The organism is Streptomyces sp. NPDC007084 (assembly GCF_040703595.1).
GTDB lineage: Bacteria > Actinomycetota > Actinomycetes > Streptomycetales > Streptomycetaceae > Streptomyces.
In genome coordinates this window covers 1-23,194 of record NZ_JBEYFY010000030.1, presented here as the reverse complement: position 1 = coordinate 23,194, position 23,194 = coordinate 1, and the positions used below count along the sequence as shown (strand labels likewise).

Annotated in this window: 20 protein-coding genes; 10 read left to right on the top strand and 10 right to left on the bottom strand. The window is 73.2% G+C overall.

Annotation, left to right across the window (positions count from 1 at the left end; genetic code table 11):
• The first annotated feature begins 20 nt into the window (after positions 1-20).
• Entirely contained in the window at positions 21-704 is a 684-nt protein-coding gene (locus AB0912_RS22975; protein ID WP_366702629.1) for an SGNH/GDSL hydrolase family protein, read from the top strand.
• A gap of 85 nt (positions 705-789) precedes the next feature.
• On the top strand, positions 790-1,782 hold the full coding sequence (locus AB0912_RS22970; protein ID WP_366702627.1) for an aldo/keto reductase: 993 nt from the start codon (positions 790-792) through the stop codon (positions 1,780-1,782).
• 212 nt (positions 1,783-1,994) lie between these two features.
• Here AB0912_RS22970 and thpR read toward each other — a convergent pair whose 3' ends face one another.
• The 3 genes from thpR to AB0912_RS22955 all read right to left on the bottom strand — a co-directional run bounded on the left by thpR (position 1,995) and on the right by AB0912_RS22955 (position 4,854).
• Positions 1,995-2,585: an RNA 2',3'-cyclic phosphodiesterase gene (thpR, locus tag AB0912_RS22965; RefSeq protein WP_366702625.1), complete on the bottom strand. Its 591-nt coding sequence runs from the start codon at positions 2,583-2,585 to the stop codon at positions 1,995-1,997.
• Positions 2,586-2,745: 160 nt separating this feature from the next.
• Positions 2,746-4,026 (bottom strand): MFS transporter, encoded by a 1,281-nt coding sequence (locus AB0912_RS22960; RefSeq protein WP_366702623.1) that lies wholly within the window; start codon positions 4,024-4,026, stop codon positions 2,746-2,748.
• Positions 4,027-4,416: 390 nt separating this feature from the next.
• A complete protein-coding gene (locus tag AB0912_RS22955; protein ID WP_366702621.1) occupies positions 4,417-4,854 on the bottom strand; it encodes a MarR family transcriptional regulator in 438 nt (145 codons plus the stop codon).
• 144 nt (positions 4,855-4,998) lie between these two features.
• Here AB0912_RS22955 and AB0912_RS22950 point away from each other — a divergent pair, with 144 nt between their 5' ends.
• The gene (locus AB0912_RS22950) at positions 4,999-5,181 is read left to right on the top strand and encodes a hypothetical protein (RefSeq protein WP_054235178.1); all 183 of its coding nucleotides are present in this window, start codon (positions 4,999-5,001) and stop codon (positions 5,179-5,181) included.
• A gap of 82 nt (positions 5,182-5,263) precedes the next feature.
• Here the strand turns inward: AB0912_RS22950 and AB0912_RS22945 are convergent, their stop codons facing one another.
• Positions 5,264-6,715 (bottom strand): NCS2 family permease, encoded by a 1,452-nt coding sequence (locus AB0912_RS22945; RefSeq protein ID WP_366702619.1) that lies wholly within the window; start codon positions 6,713-6,715, stop codon positions 5,264-5,266.
• A gap of 272 nt (positions 6,716-6,987) precedes the next feature.
• Here AB0912_RS22945 and AB0912_RS22940 point away from each other — a divergent pair, with 272 nt between their 5' ends.
• Complete coding sequence (locus AB0912_RS22940; RefSeq protein WP_366702617.1) at positions 6,988-7,266, top strand: DUF2530 domain-containing protein; 279 nt, start codon at positions 6,988-6,990, stop codon at positions 7,264-7,266.
• A gap of 134 nt (positions 7,267-7,400) precedes the next feature.
• Entirely contained in the window at positions 7,401-9,800 is a 2,400-nt protein-coding gene (locus AB0912_RS22935) for a cation-translocating P-type ATPase (RefSeq protein WP_366702615.1), read from the top strand.
• 7 nt (positions 9,801-9,807) lie between these two features.
• Here AB0912_RS22935 and AB0912_RS22930 read toward each other — a convergent pair whose 3' ends face one another.
• The 3 genes from AB0912_RS22930 to AB0912_RS22920 form a co-directional block, all read right to left on the bottom strand.
• The gene (locus AB0912_RS22930; protein WP_366702613.1) at positions 9,808-10,731 is read right to left on the bottom strand and encodes a hypothetical protein; all 924 of its coding nucleotides are present in this window, start codon (positions 10,729-10,731) and stop codon (positions 9,808-9,810) included.
• 248 nt (positions 10,732-10,979) lie between these two features.
• On the bottom strand, positions 10,980-14,297 hold the full coding sequence (locus AB0912_RS22925) for a molecular chaperone Hsp90 (RefSeq protein WP_366702611.1): 3,318 nt from the start codon (positions 14,295-14,297) through the stop codon (positions 10,980-10,982).
• Between the two features lie 303 nt (positions 14,298-14,600).
• Positions 14,601-15,527, bottom strand: coding sequence for a DUF3027 domain-containing protein (locus AB0912_RS22920; RefSeq protein WP_366702609.1), 927 nt, complete (start codon positions 15,525-15,527; stop codon positions 14,601-14,603).
• Positions 15,528-15,919: 392 nt separating this feature from the next.
• Between AB0912_RS22920 and AB0912_RS22915 the strand changes: the two genes are divergently transcribed.
• The 4 genes from AB0912_RS22915 (at position 15,920) to AB0912_RS22900 (ending at position 19,584) form a co-directional block, all read left to right on the top strand.
• Positions 15,920-17,344 carry an MFS transporter gene (locus AB0912_RS22915; protein ID WP_366702607.1) on the top strand — a complete coding sequence of 475 codons (1,425 nt, stop codon included), beginning with the start codon at positions 15,920-15,922 and terminating at the stop codon, positions 17,342-17,344.
• 149 nt (positions 17,345-17,493) lie between these two features.
• Positions 17,494-17,991: a DUF2771 domain-containing protein gene (locus AB0912_RS22910; RefSeq protein WP_366702605.1), complete on the top strand. Its 498-nt coding sequence runs from the start codon at positions 17,494-17,496 to the stop codon at positions 17,989-17,991.
• 26 nt (positions 17,992-18,017) lie between these two features.
• Complete coding sequence (locus AB0912_RS22905; protein WP_366702603.1) at positions 18,018-18,716, top strand: futalosine hydrolase; 699 nt, start codon at positions 18,018-18,020, stop codon at positions 18,714-18,716.
• On the top strand, positions 18,700-19,584 hold the full coding sequence (locus tag AB0912_RS22900; RefSeq protein ID WP_366702601.1) for a 1,4-dihydroxy-6-naphthoate synthase: 885 nt from the start codon (positions 18,700-18,702) through the stop codon (positions 19,582-19,584). Before AB0912_RS22905 ends, AB0912_RS22900 begins: the two co-directional genes overlap by 17 nt.
• A 27-nt stretch (positions 19,585-19,611) precedes the next feature.
• On the opposite strand, the gene AB0912_RS22895 is transcribed toward AB0912_RS22900, so the two are convergent.
• Complete coding sequence (locus tag AB0912_RS22895; protein WP_355873730.1) at positions 19,612-19,995, bottom strand: cold-shock protein; 384 nt, start codon at positions 19,993-19,995, stop codon at positions 19,612-19,614.
• Between the two features lie 229 nt (positions 19,996-20,224).
• Here AB0912_RS22895 and AB0912_RS22890 point away from each other — a divergent pair, with 229 nt between their 5' ends.
• Positions 20,225-20,476 (top strand): hypothetical protein, encoded by a 252-nt coding sequence (locus AB0912_RS22890; protein ID WP_366702599.1) that lies wholly within the window; start codon positions 20,225-20,227, stop codon positions 20,474-20,476.
• Here AB0912_RS22890 and AB0912_RS22885 read toward each other — a convergent pair.
• Together AB0912_RS22885 and AB0912_RS22880 are read right to left on the bottom strand one after the other, a co-directional pair.
• The gene (locus AB0912_RS22885; RefSeq protein WP_366702597.1) at positions 20,473-21,123 is read right to left on the bottom strand and encodes a haloacid dehalogenase-like hydrolase; all 651 of its coding nucleotides are present in this window, start codon (positions 21,121-21,123) and stop codon (positions 20,473-20,475) included. The two genes, AB0912_RS22890 and AB0912_RS22885, sit on opposite strands and share 4 nt — an antisense overlap.
• 191 nt (positions 21,124-21,314) lie before the next feature.
• On the bottom strand, positions 21,315-22,517 hold the full coding sequence (locus AB0912_RS22880) for a hypothetical protein (RefSeq protein WP_366702595.1): 1,203 nt from the start codon (positions 22,515-22,517) through the stop codon (positions 21,315-21,317).
• Positions 22,518-23,194 lie beyond the last annotated feature (677 nt).

The window sequence follows — 23,194 nt, the reverse complement described above, 5'->3', positions numbered from 1 at the left end:
TGATCGTCCATGATGAGCGGATGCTCAGGTTCATGCCCGTCGGGGACTCCATGACGATCGGTAGCGCGGGCGAACACACATGGCGCTACCGGATGTGGCAGCACCTGCGGGCGACCTACGGGGGCCCGTTCAAGATCGTCGGGCCGCGCGAGACGCTCTACGACAAGGCGACCGGGGCGCCGGACTCCTACGAGTACGCCGACCCGGACTTCCCGCGCGCCCACCTGGCGGGCTGGGGCGAGGGCTGGCAGCACATGGCGCCGGTCATCCGCGAGACGGTCCGCGCGCAGCGCGCCGACGTCCTGCTGGTCTCCCTCGGCCTGATCGACCTCGGCTTCTACACCAACGCCGTGCAGACGGCCGACAACGCCCGCGTGTTCGTCACCGAGGCGCGGGCCGCGAACCCGCGCGTGCGGATGGTGCTGCTGCCGGTGATACCGAACGTCCGCGCCGAGTCCGACGCGCCCTTCGCCGCCGAGGTCGCCGCGTTCAACGAACTGCTCGCCAAGACGGTCGCCGACCTGGACGAACCCCGCTCCCCGCTGCTGCTCGCGTCCCCGCCCCCGTCGTACGACATCACCTTCGACACCTACGACGGCACCCACCCGAACGCGAGCGGCGAGCACAAGATCGCGGAGGGTTTCGCGGAGGCGATGTACCAGGCCTGGGACCTGGGCGAGCCGTACGCGGCGCTCACGTCCTGAGAGTGCCCGAAGTGCCCGGGGTGCCTTGGACGGCCGGGGCGGCACCCTTGCTTCGAGCGGGCTCCAAGGCGTTGGCTGGGGACCCATGAAGTACACACAGCTCGGACGCACAGGGCTCAAGGTCAGCCGGCTCGTCCTCGGCACCATGAACTTCGGACCGCAGACCGACGAAGGCGACAGCCACGCCATCATGGACGCGGCGCTGGACGCGGGCATCAACTATTTCGACACGGCCAACGTGTACGGCTGGGGCGAGAACAAGGGCCGTACCGAAGAGATCATCGGGAGCTGGTTCGCGCGGGGCGGCGACCGGCGCGAGCGGACGGTCCTCGCCACCAAGGTGTACGGGAACATGGGCGCCGAGGGCGAGCCGTGGCCCAACCAGGACAAGCTGTCCGCCCTGAACATCCGGCGGGCGGTCGACGCCAGCCTCAAGCGGCTGCAGACCGACTACATCGACATCTACCAGTTCCACCACGTCGACCGGTCGACGCCGTTCGAGGAGATCTGGCAGGCGATCGACGTCCTCGTGCAGCAGGGCAAGATCCTCTACGTCGGGTCCAGCAACTTCCCCGGCTACAAGATCGCGCAGGCCAACGAGATCGCCGCGCGCCGCTCCGGCACCATCGGCCTGGTCAGCGAGCAGTGCCTGTACAACCTGGCCGAACGGCGCGCCGAGATGGAGGTCATCCCGGCGGCACGGGAGTACGGGCTCGGGGTGATCCCCTGGTCGCCGCTGAACGGCGGGCTGCTGGGCGGGGTCATCAGGAAGCAGGTCGAGGGCGGCCGGCGAGCGAGCGGCCGGTCCGCCGACGCCCTCGCCGACACGGCCGTACGCGACCGGATCCAGGCGTACGAGGACCTGCTCGACAAGCACGGTCTGGAGCCCGGCGAGGTGGCCCTGGCGTGGCTGCTGACCCGTCCCGGGGTGACCGGCCCGATCGTCGGCCCGCGCACGGCGGAACAGCTGGAGTCGGCGCTGCGGGCGGTGGAGCTGGAGCTGTCGCAAGAGGTGCTGGACGGCCTCGACGAGATCTTCCCGGGCCCGGGGCCGTCTCCGGAGGCCTTCGCCTGGTAGGACGCGAGGCGTTCACCCGGTAGGGACGCGAGGCGTTCGCCCGGTAGGGCGCGAGGCGTTCGCCCGGTAGGGCGCGAACCGGCCGGGGCGCGCCCGGGTCTGGCGGTGGCGGGGGTTACCTGACCGCCGCCGCCAGGGCCACCACGACGAACATCAGCACGAGCACACCGGCCATGATCCGGTTTCGGGTCTTCGGGTTCACGGCATCGAGGTTAACCGGCCGTCCGCCCGGCGCTGTCGCCCGCCCCCAGCGGCAGCGCGGCCAGCGTCTCGTAGCGGGGCCGCTCGCCGGGGGTTCCGGAGGCGGGCAGGTTGCTGCGGACGAGACACAGCTCCCGCACCGTCCAGGTACGCCCGGTGAAGCCGTCCAGGGCGGCGAGGTACGGCGTGAAGTCGGCGCCCGCGCGGCTGCGGGCCAGGGTGAGGTGGGGCCGGTAGGCGCGGTGCTCCTCCATCGCGACGCCCGCCTTGCGTCCGGCGGCCTCCGCGCGGGCCGCCAGCAGCCGGATGCCGTCGAGGTCCCCGGTCGCCCCGGCCCACAGGGCACGTCCGCCGAAGTGACCGCCGCCGCGCAGGGCCAGCTCGAAGGGCGCGGTGCGGTGCGCGGCCCGGGTCAGCCGCTCGGTGAGACCGGCCGCGGTGGCCTCGGCGACCTCCCCGTAGAAGGCGAGGGTGAAGTGCCAGCCGGAGCGGCCCGTCCAGCGCAGCGCCTCCGCGCCCGGCACGCCCCGCAACCGGTCGGCCGCCACGGCGAGTTCACGCACCGCGCCGGCGGGCGGCAGCACGGCCGCGAAGAGTCTCATACGGCCACTTTCCCAGGTACGGGCGATCGGGCACGGGCGATCGGGCACGGGCGATCAGGGAGCGGCGGGCGGTCGGAGAACGGCGGTCAGCCGGACGGAAAGGGACCCGCTCCGGTAGGAGACGGCCGGCCCCCTCACCACGAGAGGGCCGGCCGGCGTCTCACACGGTGGCGAGTTGCTCCTCGGTACGGGCGCCGGCCCGCGGCACGAAGCGGACGCGCGGTGCGCCCCGGTGCCAGCCGAGCGAGACGCGCAGGCCGCCGAGGCGGGCCAGGACCAGGCCGATCGCGGTCGCCGCGGCCATCGAGACGAGGCCGCCGAGCGCGAAGCCGACCCGGGGGCCGTAGGCGTCGGTGACCCAGCCGACCAGCGGTGCGCCGAGCGGGGAGCCGCCCATGAAGACCATCATGAACAGCGCCATGACCCGGCCGCGCATGGCCGGGTCGGTGGCCATCTGGACCGAGGTGTTCGCGGTGACGTTGACCGTCAGGCCCGCGATGCCGATCGGGACCATCAGCAGGGCGAACAGCCACAGCGAGGGTGCCGTCGCGGCGACCACTTCGAGCGCGCCGAAGGCGACGGCCGCCGCGATCAGCACGCGCAGCCGGGCGGTGCCGCGCCGGGCCGCGAGCAGCGCGCCGGCCAGCGAGCCGACCGCCATCAGCGTGTTGAAGAGGCTGTAGGCGCCGGCGCCCGCGTGGAAGGTGTCGTCCGCGTACGCCGACAGCCAGACCGGGAAGTTGAACCCGAAGGTGCCGATGAACCCGACCAGGACGATCGGCCAGATCAGGTCCGGGCGCCCGGCGACATAGCGCAGGCCCTCGCGGAGCTGGCCCTTGCCGCGCGGGGTCCGCTCCACGACGTGCAGTTCGCGGGCGCGCATCAGCAGCAGGCCGCCGATGGGCGCGACGAACGACAGGCCGTTGAGGAGGAAGGCCCATCCGGTGCCGACCCCGGTGATCAGGAGTCCGGCGACGGCGGGGCCGACCAGGCGGGCGGACTGGAAGTTGGCCGAGTTCAGGCTGACCGCGTTCTGGAGCTGGCCGGGTCCGACCATCTCGGAGACGAAGGACTGGCGGGCCGGGTTGTCCACGACGGTGGCGAGACCGACTGCGAACGCGGCGAGGTAGACGTGCCAGACCTGGACGTGTCCGGAGAGGGTGAGGAAGGCGAGCGCCAGGCCGGTGAGGGCCATCGCGGACTGGGTGACCAGCAGCGTGGGCCGCCGGGGCAGCCGGTCGACGAGGACACCGCCGTACAGGCCGAACAGGAGCATCGGCAGGAACTGGAGGGCGGTGGTGATGCCGACGGCCGCGGAGGAGCCGGTCAGGCTGAGCACCAGCCAGTCCTGGGCGATGCGCTGCATCCAGGTGCCGGTGTTGGAGACGACCTGCCCCATGAAGAAGAGCCGGTAGTTCCGCACCTTCAGCGAACTGAACATGGAGGAGGCGGAACGGGAGCCGGCCCGAGGGGCGCGGGGGGAGGTCCCGGCGTCCGCCGGGGAGGAGGTCTCGGCCGGGTCCGGGGGTGTGCCGGCGCCGGACGGGGGCGTGACCGCCGGGGCCGGGGGTGTGCCAGCGCCGGACGGGGGCGTGACCGCCGGGTCCGGGGGTGTGCCCGCGCCGGACGGGGACGTGACCGCCGGGGCCGGGGAGTCGTGGGTGGGCGGGGAGTCGTGGGTGGCTGGTGCGGGGGCGGAGTCTGCTCCGGGTCCCGTACTCAAAAGGGCTCGCCTCCGGGGAGTCGTGGACGTCGGCGTCATGGGGGGCGTCGGCGCTTGCTGGGGGGGCGGCCCCCGCCGGTCGGGACGGGCGGGGGCCGGTGCTGCGGGTCAGATGTGGGCGAGCTTCTCCAGGACGGGCGCGGCCTCGCGCAGCTTGGCCCACTCGTCCTCGTCGAGGGCCTCGACCAGCCCGGCCAGGAACGCGTTCCGCCGGCGGCGGCTCTCTTCGAGCATGGCCTCCGCCTTGTCGGTCTGCGTCACGACCTTCTGGCGCCGGTCCTCGGGGTGCGGCTCCAGCCTGACCAGGCCCTTGGCCTCCAGGAGCGCGACGATGCGCGTCATCGACGGGGGCTGCACGTGCTCCTTGCGGGCCAGCTCGCCGGGCGTGGCGGTGCCGCAGCGGGCGAGGGTGCCGAGCACCGACATCTCGGTCGGGCTCAGCGACTCGTCGACCCGCTGGTGCTTGAGTCGGCGCGACAACCGCATCACTGCGGATCGCAAGGCGTTCACGGCGGCCTCGTCGTCGCCCTGGGTGAGGTCAGGCATGTTCTTTAGCGTAACTCATTACTCTCGCTAAGGACCAACGGGGTGCCCGTGAACCACGCCACCGAATCCCCGCGTCACTCATATGAGTGAGCCGGATCCGGAAAGCGACGCGACGCCGGGCGGCGTGCGGCGACCCTCGACTCCATGGGGACCAGCGTGCTCAGCCTGCGTATAGACGGGGAGCTGCTCGACCGGCTCCGCCACCATGCCGCCAAACGCGGAATGAGCGTCCAGGACTATGTGGTCCGGACGCTCATTCGCGACGACTTCGACGAGCGGTTCCAGACCGCGGTCGAGGAGACGGAGAAGTTCTACGGGGTCACCTGAGCCGGCGCCTCCGTACCGGCGACCCCCGCCGGTACCGGCTCAGGTCAGCCCGAGGGCCGGCTCAGTCAGGCCGAGGGCCAGCTCAGGTCAGGCCGAGGGCCGGCATCAGGTAGTAGAAGGTGAACACCGCCGACACCACGTACAGCGCGACCGGGATGTCCCGCCCGCGGCCCGCCGCGAGGCGCAGCACCACGAAGGTGATGAAGCCCATGCCGATGCCGTTCGTGATCGAGTACGTGAACGGCATCATCATCATCGTCACGAAGGCCGGGATGGCGATCGTGTAGTCCGCCCAGTCGATCTCCTTGATCGAGTGGGACAGGATCAGGAAGCCGACCGCGATGAGCGCGGGGGTGGCGGCCTGGGACGGGACCATCGTGGCGACGGGGGTCAGGAAGAGGGCGACGGCGAAGAGCGCGCCGGTGACCACGTTCGCGAAGCCCGTGCGGGCGCCCTCGCCGACACCGGCCGTGGACTCCACGAAGCAGGTGGTGGCCGACGAGGAGGAGGCGCCGCCCGCGGCGACCGCGATGCCGTCGACGAAGAGGACCTTGTTGATGCCGGGCATGTTGCCCTGGGCGTCGGTCAGCTTGGCCTCGTCGCTGATGCCCATGATCGTGCCCATCGCGTCGAAGAAGCACGACAGCAGCACGGTGAAGACGAAGAGGACGCCGGTCAGCACGCCGACCTTGCCGAAGCCGCCGAAGAGGCTGACCTTGCCGACGAGGCCGAAGTCCGGGGTGGCGACCGGGTTGCCTGGCCACTTGGGGGTGGTCAGGCCCCAGGACGGGACCTTGGCGACGGCGTTCACGATCACCGCGACGACGGTCATGGTGACGATCGAGATGAGGATCGCGCCCGGCACCTTGCGCACCATCAGGGCGAGCGTGAGGAGCGTGCCGAGGATGAAGACCAGGACCGGCCAGCCGGTGAGGTGGCCGTCGCCGCCGAGCTGGAGCGGCACGGTGGTCTGGGCGACGTCCGGGATACGGGAGACGAAACCGGAGTCGACCAGGCCGATCAGCATGATGAACAGGCCGATGCCGATCGCGATGCCCTTGCGCAGGCCGAGCGGCACCGCGTTCATGACCCGCTCGCGCAGGCCGGTGGCGACCAGCAGCATCACCACGAAGCCGGCGAGGACGACCATGCCCATGGCGTCCGGCCAGGACATCCGGGGGGCGAGCTGGAGGGCGACGACGGTGTTCACGCCGAGGCCCGCGGCGAGCGCGATCGGCACGTTGCCGATGACGCCCATGAGGAGCGTGGTGAACGCGGCGGTCAGCGCGGTCGCGGTGACGAGCTGCCCGTTGTCGAGGTGGTGCCCGTACATGTCCTTCGCGCTGCCCAGGATGATCGGGTTCAGCACGATGATGTAGGCCATCGCGAAGAAGGTGGCGAAGCCGCCGCGGATCTCGCGCGGGAGGCTGGAGCCCCGCTCGGAGATCTTGAAGTAGCGGTCGAGGGCGCTCTGCGCGGACCGGGACTCCGGCTCCTGCGGGGCGGGGGCCTTGGTGGCGGCCGAGGTGGACATGCGGGTCCTCAAACGTGCGGGGGAAGGGGGAACATGATCAAGTCTGGCCGGGGTCGGATCACCGACGGGTTTCCCCCAGGTTTCCGTTGGTGTTTCGTACGAACACAACCAGCCAGGCGTGGACGGTTTCAGTATGAACATATGAGTCCGAAATCGCTATCTCCGCGCGTAGACCATTGGTATACAAGGGCAGGCGCCCGGAATCGGGCGGGAAACCGGGCCGGCGCGGGTGCGGGCGAAGGGCCGGAGCGAGCTCCTCGTAAGCTGTGCGCATGGCGAAGTGGACCCCCAAGCACGAGGCGCCGGAGCCCCTGGAGGGCCCCGTCGTCGCCACCATCACGGGCGGCACGATCCTCTGGTTCGTCCTCTTCCTGGTGCAGCTCCCGTTCTACGGCTGGTTCGACGACCACGGGCACCTGTGGTGGCTGTGGACCTGCCTGGCCGGCGCGGGCCTCGGCCTGATCGGCATCTGGTACGTCCGCAGGCGCGACGCCGCCATCAAGCGCTCCCAGGGAACCCCCTCCCCCGCGACGCCCCCCGTGACGGAGTAACGCGCCCCCGCCCGGCACCCCCCGGGACTCCCCTACGCCCAGGGCAGCATTCCCCGGCGGGCCCGTCATCCCCAGGTCGGATCTTCGCGGCGCTCGGCGGGTGAAGCCGTATCCGCGCACGTACCGTCGAATGCATGACCCATATCGACGCGGGCGCCGGACTCGATCCCGTACACCCCGTGCCCATACCCGCGTCCCGGCGGGCGGCGGGGCTGACCGCCGCCGAGGTGGCCGAACGCGTCGCGCGCGGCGAGGTCAACGACGTCCCCGTGCGCAGCAGCCGCTCCGTCGCCGAGATCGTCCGGGCCAACGTCTTCACCCGGTTCAACGCGATCATCGGCGTGCTCTGGCTGATCATGCTGGCCGTCGCGCCGTTCCAGGACAGCCTGTTCGGCTACGTGATCATCGCCAACACCGGGATCGGCATCATCCAGGAGTGGCGGGCCAAGAAGACCCTGGACTCGCTCGCGGTGATCGGCGAGGTGAAACCGACCGTCCGCCGGGACGGGGCCGCCGCCGAGGTCAGCGCCTCCGAGATCGTGCTCGGCGACCTCATCGAGATCGGGCCCGGCGACAAGGTCGTCGTGGACGGCACCTGCGCGGAGGCCGACGGGCTGGAGATCGACGAGTCGCTGCTCACCGGCGAGGCCGACCCCGTCGTCAAGCACCCCGGGGACGCCGTGATGTCCGGCAGCTTCGTGGTCGCGGGCGGCGGCGCGTTCACCGCCACGAAGGTCGGCCGGGAGGCGTACGCGGCGCAGCTCGCGGAGGAGGCCTCCCGGTTCACGCTCGTCCAGTCCGAGCTGCGCACCGGCATCTCCACGATCCTCAAGTACGTGACGTGGATGATGGTCCCGACCGCCATCGGCCTGGTGATCAGCCAGCTCGTCGTCAAGGAGCACGGCTTCAAGGACTCGGTCGCGCGGACGGTCGGCGGGATCGTGCCGATGGTCCCCGAGGGGCTGGTGCTGCTCACCTCCGTCGCCTTCGCGATCGGGGTCGTCCGGCTCGGCCGGAAACAGTGCCTCGTGCAGGAACTCCCCGCCATCGAGGGCCTCGCCCGCATCGACACCGTCTGCCTCGACAAGACCGGCACCCTCACCGAGGGCGGCATGGACGTCACCGAGCTGCGCCCGCTGGACGGCGCCGACGAGGGTTACGTCCGTAGGGTGCTCGGCGCGCTCGGCGCCTCCGATCCACGGCCCAACGCCTCCCTCCAGGCGATCATCGCCGCCTACCCGGACAACGGGGAGTGGCACCGCACCCAGGCCCTGCCCTTTTCCTCCGCCCGCAAGTACAGCGGCGCCGCGTTCGACGAGGGCGACGGACGGTCGAGCGCCTGGCTGCTCGGCGCCCCCGACGTACTGCTCGCCGACGGCGACCCGGCGCTCGCGGAGACCGAGCGGCTCAACGAGGCCGGTCTGCGGGTGCTGCTGCTCGCCTCGACCACCAAGGACCTGGAGGACCCCGGGGTGAAGGAGGCGGCCCGGCCCGCCGCGCTGGTCGTCCTGGAGCAGCGGCTGCGCCCCGACGCGGCCGAGACGCTGCGCTACTTCGCCGAGCAGGACGTCAAGGCCAAGGTCATCTCCGGGGACAACGCGGTGTCGGTGGGCGCGGTCGCCGACAAGCTCGGGCTGACCGGCGAGGTCGTGGACGCGCGCCGGCTGCCCTCCGAGCAGCGGGAGATGGCGAAGTCGCTGGAGAAGGGCACGGTGTTCGGCCGGGTCACCCCGCAGCAGAAGCGGGACATGGTCGGCGCGCTCCAGTCACGCGGCCACACCGTCGCGATGACCGGCGACGGCGTGAACGACGTGCTCGCCCTCAAGGACGCCGACATCGGGGTCAGCATGGGCTCGGGGTCCGAGGCGACCCGCGCGGTGGCCCAGATCGTGCTGCTCAACAACAGCTTCTCGACGCTGCCCTCGGTGGTCGGGGAGGGCCGCCGGGTCATCGGGAACATCACCCGGGTCGCGACGCTGTTCCTGGTCAAGACGGTCTACTCGGTGCTGCTGGCGGTGCTGGTGGTGTGCTGGCAGGTCGAGTACCCGTTCCTGCCGCGCCATCTGACCCTGCTGTCCACCCTGACCATCGGCGTCCCGGCGTTCTTCCTCGCCCTCGCGCCCAACAAGGAGCGCGCGAAACCCCACTTCGTACGGCGGGTGATGCGGTACTCGGTCCCCGGCGGGGTCGTCGCGGGCGCCGCGACCTTCGTGACGTATCTGATCGCCCGGCACCACTACACCGGGGACGGCTCGCTGGACGCCGAGACGAGCGCGGCGACGCTGACGCTGTTCCTGATCTCGATGTGGGTGCTCGCGATCATCGCCCGCCCCTACACCTGGTGGCGGGTCTGCCTCGTCGCCTCGATGGGCGGGGCGTTCCTGCTGGTGCTCGTCGTGCCCTGGCTCCAGCACTTCTTCGCGCTGAAGCTGGTGGGGACGACGATGCCGTGGATCGCGGTGCTGATCTCGGTGGTCGCGGCGGCCGTCCTCGAATTCCTGTGGAGGTGGGTCGACCGCCGCGTTCCCGCGTGAGAAGGGGTTACTTCACGTCGACGTAGTCACCCGAGGCCTTGACGGCCGGGGTGGTCGAGGTGCCCGCGAAGCTGTAGCGGAAGTAGCCGTCGACGGTGGCCTTCGTGGTCGTCTTCAGGTTGCCCTTGGAGTCCGACTTCACCGTCTTGAGCGTGGTGTACGTGGTGCTGTTCTTCTTGCGGAACTGGAGCTGCACCGACTGGGCGGTGTAGCCCGCGTACTTGGCGGTGTCCCAGTTGGCGCGGGACAGCAGGCCGGTGACCGTGACGGTCTTGCCCTTCTTGACCGGCTCGGGGGAGGCGTTGACCGTGAGCCGGGAGTAGCGCTGGACGTTGGGCGAGGTGAAGCCGCCCTGGTCCGCGTAGCCGACCTTGCTCAGGTCGGCGTTGCCGTTCTGCGGCTGGCCGTTGTACGCGATGGCGAGGGCGCCGGCCTTCCAGGCGCCGGCGTCCGCGTTGATGAGGTCCTCGGGGTAGATGTCGATGTCGCCCTTGCAGGAGGCGGCGGTCGCCGAGGTGGCGGTGCAGGTCGCCGGGTAGTCGCCGAAGAGCATGTTGTCCGGCGTGTCGAAGGCGCCCTTGTAGAGGTAGGGGCCGGTCAGGAAGTCGTCGGCGGTGATGTCGACGTCGGCGCCGTGCTTGAGGGTGTAGGTGACCGGGATGGTCACCTGCTTGGTGGTGCCGACGGGGATGGCCTTGCCACCGTTGACCTTGACGCCGGAGAAGGTGACGTCCAGGTCGTACGGGACGCCGGTGGGGCCGGTCTTGCCGGTGTACACGGACTTGCCGGCGCCGGTGTGGCCGGCGGCCTCCCGCACCTTTGCGACGTCCGCGCGGTAGGACGCGGAGCCGTCGGCCTGCGCGGCCGGAACGGCGAGGGCGGACAGGGCCAGGGCGCCGGTGACGGCGGCCACGGTGGCACGTATGCGCATGCGATCCCCAGGTGGAGAAAGGGGCCCGGCCGGTGGTCGTCGCCGGTGGTCGTCCCTCGCGGTTCGTCCGCACCAGGGGCCCAAGTGATCGTGGAGTCTGTTGACTCGGATGATCAGATCGGCGACCCGGGTGAATAGTTGTACGGCTGATGGAGATTTCGTGTGGACGTGACGGAGATCACGGCGGGGCGGGCGGCGAAACCGCCCGCCCCTTTTCGCGAAAGCTCCCGGGACACGGCCCCGGGGCGTCAGTCGAACCAGCGGTCCCGCGCCAGTTCCTCCGTGCGGGACGGGTCCTCCAGCAGGGCGGCGACCTCGAAGCGGCGCGGCCACTGGCCCGCGGCCCAGGCGAGCCCGGCGGCCACGCCCTCCAGGGTCGCCGCGTGCAGCACCCCGTCGCGGGTGCGCCGCCAGTCCAGCTCCGTGCCGTCCACGACGAGTTCCTCGTGCTCCACGTACGAGGCGGGCGTCGCCGGGCCCAGCAGGAGCCGTACGGACTCCGGCACCTCGTGCTCGACGCCCTCGGAGGTGACCTCGCCGGTCACGGACTCGCTCAGCCGCCGCACCTGGAACAGCTCGGCCAGCTCCGCGGCCCGCGCCGGGCGCACCGGCAGCAGCGGCACGCCCTCGGTGAAGGCCAGCAGGTCGGGCGAGTCCACGACCACGGCGTCCGCCGCGTCCACCACCCGCACCTCGCCGTCCACGACGGCCCGCAACTCGTCCGGCAGGGTGACCTGTTCGGGGTCGAGGTCGGCCAGCGCGCCGTAGAGGGCGTGCAGTTGGGCGCCGGAGACCTCGCGGTCCGGGTCGGCGAGCCGGTCCAGGAGTTCGGCCGCGCCGCCCGGCTCGTCCAGCAGGGCGGCGACCGTGGTGCGCACGCCGAGAGCGCGCAGCACCTGCTCGTCGTCGAAGCCGGTCGCGTCGGCCTCGTCGTACAGTCCGCGCAGCAGCGGGTCGCCGCCCGCGGCGCGCAGACCGGCCGGGCGGCGCCCGTCGAGCACCGGGTGCCCGCGCAGCCACCAGGCCGTGTACGGCCGCACGACCTCGTGCGTGCCGTCGGGCAGCAGGACGCGCATCTGCTGGGTGATGGCGTCCCGCAGCGGCGGCTTCGCGAGCAGCGCGAGAGCCTGCGGCCACCGGTCGTCGTCCACCAGGTCCAGGTCCCGTACGGCGACGATCTCGGTGGCGACGGGCGGCACCGGCGAGTCGGGCAGCCGGTCGAGGACGTCCTCGCACCACACGTCGACCGCGTCCAGCAGGCCCGCGTCGTCGGGTTCGGCGAAGTCCCCCTCGCGGGGCTCCAGTTCGTCCGGGTCGAGGACGACGTCGGTGGCCCGCACCAGGGCGAAGCCGGCCTGCACCCCGCAGGCGGCGAGCGGCCGCGTACCCCAGCGGTCGGCCAGTTCGGCGTCCACGAAGGCGAGTTCGCCCTCGCGCATGACCTGGGCGAACGGGCTTCCCGGCAGCACGAGTTCACCGGCGGGGGCGAGTTCGCCCTCCTCGTCGGGCAGGGCCAGCGCGCCGAGCCAGGGCTCGTCGCCCGGTTCGAGACCGGCGTCGCGCACCAACGCCAGTACGGTGTCCGCGAGTTCCTCGGTGTCCGGGGTGTCCTCGTCCCAGCCGCCGCCGTCGTCGTCCAGCGAGGCGGCCACCGCGGCCCGCACCTGCGGGGTGGTGAGCACCGAGCGGGGCGTCGCGGGCAGCGCGCCCAGCTTCTCCAGGAGCGGGTGCGCGGCAGCCGGGTGCGCGACCTTCAGGCCGAGCCGGGCCAGCGTCTCCGGCGCCACCAGCGAACCGTCCGCGGTGGGCAGCAGCACCTGGCGCGGCCCGATCGTGGTGCGGCCGTCGGCCAGCGGCACGGGCAGCCCGGTCAGCCGGTCCGGGTCCACCCCGGCGAGACTGTCGTACAGGCGGTGCCACCAGCCCGGTTCCTTCTCCAGGCCGGCCAGCCGGTCCACCGCCTCGGTGAGCGGAACCCGGGCCACGCCCAGCGTCCGCAGTTCGACGCGGCGCTCCAGGCCGGCGGGCAGCAGGCTCGGCAGCACCTCGGCGAGGACTCGGACCGTCTCGGCGCCCGCGCCCTCCACCACCTCCGCGTCACGCGGCCGCAGCGCGGCCGGCTGCTCCGCGGGGCCGCTGCCCGGCCAGTCCGCCGGGGACTCGGCCACGGGCGTCTCGTCCGGCGGGGCGGCGGGCGGCAGGAACGCGGTGCGCGGCAGCCGGTCCAGGACGGCCCGGCGCAGCGCGCCGTCCAGCTCGCCCTTGCCGAGCGGCCCCGGCACCAGGTCGATGATCACGGCGCCGACCGGCCGCCACGCGGCGAGCAGCTCCGCGTAGGCGTCCGCCGCCCGCTCCACCAGGAAGTCGGTCAGCGGCCCGGGGGCCGCGTGCCGCCGGGTGGTGTCCAGCGGGAGGGACGCGATGAGCAGCGCCGGCACCCCGAGGGCCTCGTCGCTGGGGGTCGGCGCGTGTACGACGGGGGCGGTACGCGGCCGGGCCGGGGCGCCGTCCGCGTCGACGGGGACGGCCCAGGTCACCGACCAGTGGGGCCGCAGCCGCTCCTCGACGGGACGGTCGGCGAGCAGGGCGGGGTCGAGGGGGCCGTGGTGGGCGACGGTGCGGTAGCGGGTGGTGCCGTCGCGGGAGTCGTGGATGGTGACGAGGGCGTGGGTGTGGGCGGCGCGGGGGCCGGCCCCGGAGAGGGCCCCTCCGACGCGACCGTCACCGCCGACGCGGCTGTCGCCCTCGGTGTGACTGGCGCCCTCGGCCTGACCGGCGCCCTCGGCCTGACCGCGGCCCTCGGCCTGACCGGCGTCTCCGTCCTCGGGCCGCTCGCGGCGGAGCGTACGTACCTCTGCGTCCCCGGTCTCGATGACGACCTCCGCCAGGCCGGGCAGGGCCAGCAGCAGGGCGTCGTCGACGGTCCGCAGCAGGCGCTCGGCGAGGGCCTCGGCGGCGGCGTCCCGCAGCGGCAGAATCACCGCCGTGTCGTACGGGTCCGGGGCGGTGCCCTCGGCCGCGAACGGCAGCCGCAGCAGCGGCACATGGCCGTCGCGGCGGCGGATCTCCTCGCCGAGACCCGCGCTGTCGCCCGCGGTGCCCGCGGCGAGGTCGCGGGCCTCGGCGAGCGACCAGCGGACGCCGCCGTGCCGGCCGACGACGGCGGGCTCGTCCGTGACCGCGAGGACCGAGGCGAAGCCGACGCCGAACCGGCCGACGGCCGTGTCGTGGGCGTCCCGCTTCGCGGAGGCGCGCAGGGTCGACAGCGACTCAACACCCGCGGCGTCGAGCGGGGCGCCGGTGTTGGCCGCGACCAGGACGCCGTCGCGCAGGGTGAGGCGGAGGCGGCCGGGGGTGCCGGCGCGGGCCGCGGCGTCGGCGGCGTTCTGGGCCAGCTCCACGACGAGGCGGTCACGGTAGCCGCCGAGGACGAGGTCCTCCTCCGCGTTGGCGTCCTCGCGGAACCGGGCGGGGCTGGCCGCCCAGGCGTCGAGCACGCCGCGGCGCAGACGCGCCGTGCCGAACGGGTCGGCGCCCTCGGCCGCCGGCCGCACGAACTTACTCACGGATTCACTCTCCCTCTCGGGTGACGCGACCGCCCCACGAGGGCACGGCTCGCGCCACGAAGGTACCGCGCACTCTCCCGCGCCTCCGCCGGCCATCTGATGTACCACCGCCACGGCCCCTTACGCCGGAGGGGCAGGAGATCCAGCCCCTCCGGCGTTTGAGGAGCGGGGGTCCGGGGGGGGCGGAGCCCCAGGGGCGGAGGGGCGAAAGGAGGCTGCGGAGGGGGCGAAAGAAAGCTGCTGGCAACCCCGGTGAAAGTCCCCCCGGGGACCAGGAAGCGGCCCCCGTCGGGAAGGGGAACGTCAGGAGTGGCCCAGATCTGACGTGGAGTCGTCGGGAGACGCGGACACCGACCCGGAGTCGGGGGCGGGACGAAGGGGGAACGGGTCCACCCGGGTCTCGTCGATCACCGGCGGAGCCGGCCGGGGCGGCGCCGGCATCACCGCGGCCTCGGAATGCCCCCCACACCCGTACGCGAGCGACACCACATGCCCGTCGGCCGGAGAGAACTCGTTCGCGCACACCCCGAACGCCTGCCCGAGGGACCCGCCGATCCGGTTGAGGAACCCGCAGCTCACGCACGTCGCGGGCGCGGCCTGCGCCATCGCGGTCTTGGGCCCGTACGCCTCTTCCCACCGGTCGGCCGCGACATGCAGGCCGTAGCGGGACAGGACACGGGCCCGGCGCAGCCCCAGCTCCTCGGCGACCGCGGCGATGGACCCCCGGCGCGGAGCCATCGGAAGGTTCGCGGGGCTCCCCGCGGTCACCTCGATGTCCTCGGCCTCCACCAGCTCGGCCATGTCGTCCGAGATGGCCGAGTTCGGCGCGGGTTCGTCCTCGCCGGAGAAGCCGGGCTCCAGCCGGAGGTCCTCGGCGTCGGTGGGCAGCAGGTCCCCGGGGCCCATGTCACCGGGGCGGAGCCGCTCGCTCCACGGCACCCACTCGGGGGCGAGCAGCGCGTCGGTCCCCGGCAGCAGCACCGTCTCGTCGAGGGTGACGACCTTGGCGCGGGAGGCCCGGGCCACGGTGGACGCCCAGCGCCAGCCGCGGTACCCCGGTTCCTTGCACTCGAAGTAGTGCGTGACAACGCGGTCCCCCTCGGAGACCATCCCGAGGTGCTCGCCGACGACGCCGGGATAGGCGACTTCCTCGGCGGCCGTACGGGCGAGGTCGACCGCCTCGGCGCACAGGCGGTCAGGGGTGCGGCTTCGCGTTGTCGCTGCGCTCACAGGTATCGCTTCTCTCCTACGCCGTCTCACGGGTGCGCCATTCCTCCGGCGGGGGTGCGGACGGAGCGGACCGGTGGGCCGCGTCGACGTCCGCGCCCGATCGCACTCGGGCGCACCTACGCCATCCATTCTGCGGGATGGCCGAGAGGCGCGCGGCCGAGAACAATCGCCGCAGGCGCGTTACGCACGCTACCTTCTCCCGGCCCCTGGGCCCACACCGGCGGGCGTCTTCGGCGTTCCGCGCCGGGATCTTTGCCGCTCCGCGACGTGCCGCCCGGCCGTGCGGCGCCGCGCCGGGCGCGTTCCCGGGGCGACTTGGCGCGGCGGCGGCCCGCGCCCCCATCCGTGCGGTAACCGCACTACAAACCCGGATCTCGGGGCACTATGACGGGGTGGCATCCGCGAGGTCGCCCCAGGGAGCCACCGGAGTCGGTGGCGCCAAGGGGAACAACCAAGGTGGCGGATCGGGCCGGATGACCGGTTCCGTCCGTGCGGTGGGCCGTGCCCTGAACTTTCCCGTGTCGAAGACGGCGCGCGGCATCCGCCGGGCGACGCACGCGCACGGGGCGGGCGAGTCGGGCCTCGGGAAACTGATCGAACTGCACGCGGTGAACGGCGCGGGCGACGTGATGATCACCGTGGCGCTGGCGTCCACGGTGTTCTTCTCGGTGCCCACCGACGAGGCGCGCGGCCGGGTCGCCCTGTACCTGGGCATCACGATGGCGCCCTTCGCGCTGCTCGCCCCGGTGGTCGGACCGCTCCTGGACCGGCTGCCGCACGGCCGGCGCGCCGCGATGGCGGGCTCGATGCTCGCCCGGGCGATGCTCGCGCTGATGCTGGCGGGCGCGGTGGTGAGCGGCACCTTCGAGCTGTATCCGGCCGCGCTCGGCGTGCTGGTCGCGTCGAAGGCGTACGGCGTGGTGCGCAGCGCCGTGGTGCCCCGGCTGCTGCCGCCGAACTTCTCCCTGGTCAAGGCGAACTCCCGGGTCACCCTGGGCGGGCTCCTGGCCACCGGTGTGGCCGCGCCAATCGGCGCCCTGCTCCAGTCGCTGGGCGCGCGCTATCCGCTCTACGGCGCTTTCGTGATCTTCATCGCGGGGACGTTCCTGTCGTTCTCGCTGCCGCCGAAGGTCGACTCCGCCAAGGGCGAGGACCGGGCGCTGCTCGCCGCCGACGAGGACCATCTGCACGGCCCGCACCTGAAGAAGCCGCCGCGCCCGGGGCTGCGCACGGTCGGCACGGCGGTCACGCACGCGCTGGCCGCGAACGCCGCGCTGCGCTGTCTGTCCGGCTTCCTGATCTTCTTCCTCGCCTTCCTGCTGCGCGAGCACCCGCTCAGCGGCCGGAGCGCGGCGGTCTCGCTCGGCCTGGTCGCCGTCTCGGCGGGGGTGGGCAACGCGCTGGGCACGGCGGTCGGCGCCTGGCTGAAACAGCGCGCTCCGGAGGTCATCGTCGTGACGGTGGTGGCGTTCGTGCTGGCCGCCGCGATCACCGCGGCGGTCTTCTTCGGCACGGCGCTGGTGGCGTGTCTGGCGGCGGTCGCCGGTTTCGCGCAGGCACTCGCGAAGCTGTCCCTGGACGCGATGATCCAGCGTGACGTCCCCGAGCTGGTCCGCAACTCCGCCTTCGCCCGCTCCGAGACCCTGCTCCAGATGGCGTGGGTGCTCGGCGGCGCCATCGGTATCGCGATGCCGCTGAACGGGTCGCTGGGCCTGTCGGTGGCCGCCGGGATCGTCGCCCTCGGCTGGCTGACGACCGTGCGGGGGCTGCTTTCCGTGGCCCGGCACGGGGGTCCGGCCCGGCAGCGGGTGTCCTGAACCGCCCCCGGCGACGCCCGAAGCCGCCCCGGCGAGGCCCGGAGCCGCCTCCGGCGGTGCCGTGAGCCGGGCGGGTCCCGGTCCCCCGGCTCACGGCACGCCGTACCCCACGTGGGAGGACTGGTGGGCGTGCCCGATAGCCTTCCGCCATGACCTCCCTGCCCCGCGGCAGAGCCGCTAATGGACAACGCGCCGCCCGCCGCCGTCGCGCCGTCGCCACCGTCGGTGCCGTTTCCGCCGGACTCCTCGCCCTGTCCGCCTGCGACAAGCCGACGCCGCTGGCCACCATCACGGTCGGCGACAACTCGGTGAGTTCCGAGACCGACTGCTACAACGACGGCGACGCGGTGAAGGCCGCGGACCTGGCGAAGTGCCTGCGGTCCAAGGACGTCAAGTCCATCAAGGTCGATCCCGACGAGACCGTGCGCTTCGGGGTCGACCCGAAGATCGCGGACAAGGGCTGGACGATCCTGATGAACGGTCAGCCGCTCACCGACTCCAGCACGAAGACGTACCGGACCATCCCCGGCAGCGTGTTCTTCAACGAGCAGTACGGCGCCACCGGCAACTCGACGGTCGTCTCCATCAAGGAGGGCGACAAGGCCGCGACCGGTCTGTGGACCTTCAAGCTCAAGAAGGACGCCTGATCACTGCCGCTGGACGCCGGGTGCTCGTGGCCACCGCCGTCCCCGCCGAGCGGGACGCGGTGGCCGGGGCCCGCCACGCGCCGGGCCGTGAGACACCGGTTCCCGGCGCGACCCTGCTCCGGGCCGGCGGCCTCGACCTGCTGGCCGCCGGTGTGGGGCCGGCCCTCGCCGCCGCCTCCGTCTCCGCCGCGCTCACCGCGGCGGCCTTCGGCGGCACGCCGTACGGGCTGGTCGTCTGCGCCGGTGTCGCGGGCGGCTTCCCGCCGGACGCGCCGGTCGGATCGCTGGTGGTGGCCGACGACATCGTGGCCGCCGACCTCGGCGCCGAGTCCCCGGAGGGCTTCCTCCCGGTCACCGAGCTGGGCTTCGGGACCGTCAGCCACCGGCCGCCGGATTCACTCGTACGAGAGGCCGCTGCCGTCACCGGCGCCCGCACCGGCACCGTGCTCACCGTCTCGACGGTGACCGGCAGTGCCGCCCGCGCCGCCGAACTGCGCGCCCGGCATCCACGGGCGCTCGCCGAGGCGATGGAGGGCTTCGGGGTCGCCGAGGCCGCCGCCGCGCACGGGGTGCCGGTGCTGGAGATCCGCGCGGTGTCCAATCCCGTCGGCCCCCGGGACCGTGCCGCCTGGCGCATCGGGGACGCGCTCGCCGCACTCACCACGGCGTTCGGGAAGCTGACGCCCCTCCTGGAGAGTTGGAACGGACATGACCGTACGCACTGAAGCCTCCGCACCCCTGCCCGAAGCCTCCGAAGCCCTGCGGATCGCCTACTCGCCCTGCCCGAACGACACCTTCGTCTTCGACGCCTGGGCCCACGGCCGGATTCCCGGGGCGCCGCCGCTCGACGTGACCTTCGCGGACATCGACATCACCAACGGCATGGCCGAGCGCGGCGAGCTGGACGTGCTGAAGGTGTCGTACGCCGCGCTGCCGTATGTGCTCGACGAGTACGCGCTGCTGCCGTGCGGCGGGGCGCTGGGCCGGGGCTGCGGGCCGCTGGTGCTGACCCGGGAGGCGGGCGCCGATCTGACGGGCCGTACGGTCGCGGTGCCGAGCGAGAGGTCGACGGCGTATCTGCTGTTCCGGCTGTGGGCGGCGGACACCGTGCCCGGCGGGGTCGGCGAGATCGTCGTCATGCCGTTCCACGAGATCATGCCCGCCGTGCGGGACGGGAAGGTCGACGCGGGCCTGGTCATCCACGAGGCGCGTTTCACCTACCGGAACTACGGGCTGCACAAGCTGGCCGACATGGGCGAGCACTGGGAGCGGACCACCGGGCTGCCGATCCCGCTGGGCGCGATCATCGCGCGGCGCTCGCTGGGCGCGGAGCGGCTGCGGTCGCTCGCCGCGGCGGCCCGCGCCTCGGTTCGGGCCGCCTGGGACGACCCGGAGGCCTCCCGCGCGTACGTCCTGGAGCACGCCCAGGAGATGGACCCGCAGGTCGCGGACCAGCACATCGGGCTGTATGTGAACGAGTTCACGGCCGATCTGGGCGAGGACGGGTACGCGGCGGTGCGCGCCCTGCTCACCCGCGCGGCGGCCGAGGGACTGGTACCACCCCTCGGCCCGGACGCGCTCGACTTCCCCTGATCCGACGGGATCGCGGTCTGCTGCTCCTCAGACGTCGAGCTGGTCGGCGACCGCGCGCAGCAGGCCCGCGATCTTGGAGCCGGATGCCTTGTCGGGGTAGCGGCCCTTCTCCAGCATCGGCGTGATGTTCTCCAGGAGGGTCGTCAGGTCCTGGACGATGGAGGCCAGTTCGTCGGGCTTGCGGCGCTGGGCCGCCGCGACCGACGGGGTCGGGTCGAGGAGCGTCACCGACAGCGCCTGGTCGCCGCGCTGGCCTGCGACGACTCCGAACTCCACCCGCTGGCCGGGCTTGAGAGCTTCGACTCCGGCGGGCAGGACCGAGGAATGGACGAAGACGTCGCCGCCGTCGTCGCGGGAGAGAAAGCCGAAGCCCTTCTCGCTGTTGAACCATTTGACCTTGCCGGTGGGCACCGTCTGTCCTCGTCCTCGTACTCGTCGGGAACTGCTCGGGAAACTGAAACTGCGCGGGTCACTGCTCGGGCGACCGCCCCGGTTCGTCGCAGGGGCAACTGCCGGTGAAACGGCCCTGGACAGCACTACAGCGGGTCGCCCGACCCGCCGGTACCAAGGCTAATGGTCCGGGGGCCGGTGACAAGACGTCGCCGGATTGTTCCTTCGCGCAGGGAACTACCCTGGTCGGGTGCGTGACAAAACCCAAGCGAATTCCCGCGAAGCCGGGGACCGGCTGATCCGTGCCGGTGCCGTCGTGTTCTTCATCGGAGCGGTGGCCACACTGGTCACCGTGGCCCCGCTGTTCCTCGGCACGGATCCTTTTCCGACCTACATGTTCGGCCTGAGCATGCTGATGGGGGTCGGCTTCCTGCTGGCCGGCGCCGGTGTGCTCCAGTCGGTGGCGGAGGGCCGCCGCAGGGCGCGCGCCGCTAACTCCTAGGCCCTGCCGGACAGGCCCTGGCGGGCCGCTTCCGCGCGGGCCAGCCAGTCCGGGAACTCGGTGAGGTCACCGAGGACGACGTCCGCGCCCGCCGCGCGCAGCTCGTCCGCGTCACACGGCCCGGTCGCCACGGCCACCGCGTACGCCCCTGCCGTGCGCGCCCCGCGTACGTCGCCGGTGTGGTCGCCGACGTACACGCCCGCGCCGTGCTCGCGCAGGGCCAGCGCCTTCTGCTCGGCCCAGAGGTTGCCGACGAGTTCGTCCACGGCGATGCCCAGGTGGTCCAGGTGCAGGCGGGCGTTGGGCTCCCACTTGGCGGTGACGACGACCGTGCGCCCGCCCGCCGCCCGCACCGCCTCGACGGCCTCGCGCGCGCCCGGCATGGCGAGCGTGCCGGTGATGGCGTGCGCCGGGTACATCTCCCGGTACAGGTCGGCGACCTCGGCGATCTCCTCGGCGGGGAACCAGTGGGCCAGTTCGTCGGCCAGCGGCGGCCCGAGCCGGGTCACGGCGAGATCGGCGTCGATGGACACGCCGGTCCGCGCCGCGAGCGCCGTGTAGCAGGCGTGGATTCCCGGGCGGGAGTCGATCAGGGTCATGTCGAGGTCGAAGCCGACGGTCAGCGCGGGGGCAGTCATACCGGTCATTGTCCCCAGGGCCCCCGGCACCGGGTCCGGGACCCCCTCACCGGGCGGCTTCCGGCGCCGCCCCGGGTGGGTTCAACGGCCCGGGCGGCTTTCGGGACCGCCCCGGGTGGGTTCAACGGCCCGGGCGGCTTTCGGGACCGCCCCGGGTGGGTTCAGCGGTGCAGGCGGCTTTCGGGCCCGCCCCAGGTGGGTCAGCGGCGGCGCTGGGAGCGCCAGACCAGGTAGAGGGCGGAGGCCACCGCCGCGCCGCGCACGACCCAGGGCCAGGTGTCGGCCATCGCGTCGCTCATGTGCCCCTGGGCGATCGGCTCGCCCCAGCGGCCGTCCTGTCGCCCCCAGAGCCAGCCGGCTCCGGCGCCGACCGCGAGGCCGGGCAGGACGAGGACCGCCCACTTGGACTCGGCCGGGGTGAGCCGGCGGGAGCCGTAGGCGATCAGCCAGCCGAGGCCGAGGGCGAACCAATTGCCGAGGACGGCGCCGGCGACCAGCAGGACGGCGGCGAGCAGCAGCAGCGGGTTGGTGTATCCGGCGAGGCGCGGGCGGCGGCGTACGACGACGGGCGCGACGACCGCCGCGTCCACGGCCGCCGGCGCCGCCGCCTTCGCGGCGCCCTTCCTCCGGAGCCGGGCCCAGCGTCCGCGCCTGCCCGCGTTCTCGTCCGCCGGGGCGACCGGCGCCGCCGCCTCCGCCACGGGGTCCCGCTCGGCGGGCGGCGGCCTGAGCAGCTCGGGGATCTCCACACCGCCGGTGAACCCCGGCACGCTGTCGCCCAGCCCGAAGGAACTGCCGGTGACCCGCCACCAGTCCGGCTGGGTGGCACTGTCGCCCAGCTCGTACGCGCTGGCGAGGTGGGGCGGGGACGGGACGTCGGCCCCGGTGTCCTCGACGGTCCCGGCCTCGGCGGGGCGCGGACGCGGGACGACGCGGCGCAGCCCCTTGGGACGGTCCGCCGGCGCCTCGGAGCGGGGGCCGGGGACACCGGCCCAGGTGTCGGTGGCGGGACTGGAGCGGGGGCCCACACCGGAACCCGCACTGGAACCCGGACCGGATCCCGCACCGGAGCCGCGACCGGATACCGTACCGGAGCCGCGACCAGATCCCGTACCGGAGCCGGCGCTCGGGCCTGAGGGAACTCCCGCGCCCGGGCCTCCGCCCGCACCGCCCGCGCCTGCCCCGGCCGCCGAGACGACCGCGTCCGGGGTGCCGAGGCGGTCCAGGATGCGGCGGACGGCGGTGGTGCTGTCGTCGGTGTCCTTGGCCCGACTGCGGTCGATCTCGCCGCGCAACTCGGTGACCAGGCGCATCCGGGCCGCCGACGGCAGCTTCCGCTGCTGAGCCAGGTCACCGACCCGGCTCAGATAGTCGAAGACCAGCTGGTCGCTCTCGATCCCCACGAAGTCCCCTCCGGGGCGGGTGCGTTGGATACCCCGTCCGGACGACGGTACCGGTTTTCCGCCGCACGGGCGGGCACGAGTCCCACCACGAACCCGGCCCACCGGCCCGCGATGTGGCGGGGGGCGGACGGGGGGCGGGTATCCGGCGAGCGCGCAACGGCCCGCCGCCCGGCGCCCGCCGGACGGGCGGCTGCCGGACGGGCGGCTGCCGGACGGGCGGCTGCCGGTCAACGCACGAACCCGGCCCACCTGCCCACGCCGTGGCGTACGACGCGCCACCGGGCTGGGCATTCCGGCGCACGTGCGGTGGGCGGGGGGACATCCGCCGGGCGGGCACCGGGCCGGGTAACGGACGGGTATGCGCCAGGCGGACGGGCGGCTGCCGGCCCACGCACGAACCCGGCCCACCTGCCCGCGCCATGGCGTGCGCCGGGCCGCCGGGGCGGGTGTCCGGCGCACGTGCGGTGGGCTGGATAAGGGGCGGGCGTGCGGCGGACGCACAGCGGCCGGCCCGACCAAGCGCCCGGTGGACGGGCGGCGGCCGGTCGACGCACGAACCCGGCCCACCTGCCCACGCCGTGGCATGCGCGCGCCACCGGGGCGGGCATCCGTCGGACGTCCGGCGCGGGTGCGGCGGACATCCGCCGGGCGGGCGGCGGACGGTCCGCGCACTGCCC

Coding starts and splice junctions, on each gene's coding strand:
- AB0912_RS22935 (WP_366702615.1), top strand. CDS start 7,401: ATGACCCATATCGACGCGGGCGCCGGACTCGATCCCGTACACCCCGTG.
- AB0912_RS22975 (WP_366702629.1), top strand. CDS start 21: ATGCTCAGGTTCATGCCCGTCGGGGACTCCATGACGATCGGTAGCGCG.
- AB0912_RS22945 (WP_366702619.1), bottom strand. CDS start 6,715: ATGTCCACCTCGGCCGCCACCAAGGCCCCCGCCCCGCAGGAGCCGGAG.
- AB0912_RS22960 (WP_366702623.1), bottom strand. CDS start 4,026: ATGTTCAGTTCGCTGAAGGTGCGGAACTACCGGCTCTTCTTCATGGGG.
- AB0912_RS22970 (WP_366702627.1), top strand. CDS start 790: ATGAAGTACACACAGCTCGGACGCACAGGGCTCAAGGTCAGCCGGCTC.
- AB0912_RS22930 (WP_366702613.1), bottom strand. CDS start 10,731: ATGCGCATACGTGCCACCGTGGCCGCCGTCACCGGCGCCCTGGCCCTG.
- AB0912_RS22940 (WP_366702617.1), top strand. CDS start 6,988: ATGGCGAAGTGGACCCCCAAGCACGAGGCGCCGGAGCCCCTGGAGGGC.
- AB0912_RS22900 (WP_366702601.1), top strand. CDS start 18,700: ATGACCGTACGCACTGAAGCCTCCGCACCCCTGCCCGAAGCCTCCGAA.
- thpR (WP_366702625.1), bottom strand. CDS start 2,585: ATGAGACTCTTCGCGGCCGTGCTGCCGCCCGCCGGCGCGGTGCGTGAA.
- AB0912_RS22950 (WP_054235178.1), top strand. CDS start 4,999: ATGGGGACCAGCGTGCTCAGCCTGCGTATAGACGGGGAGCTGCTCGAC.
- AB0912_RS22955 (WP_366702621.1), bottom strand. CDS start 4,854: ATGCCTGACCTCACCCAGGGCGACGACGAGGCCGCCGTGAACGCCTTG.
- AB0912_RS22885 (WP_366702597.1), bottom strand. CDS start 21,123: ATGACCGGTATGACTGCCCCCGCGCTGACCGTCGGCTTCGACCTCGAC.
- AB0912_RS22910 (WP_366702605.1), top strand. CDS start 17,494: ATGACCTCCCTGCCCCGCGGCAGAGCCGCTAATGGACAACGCGCCGCC.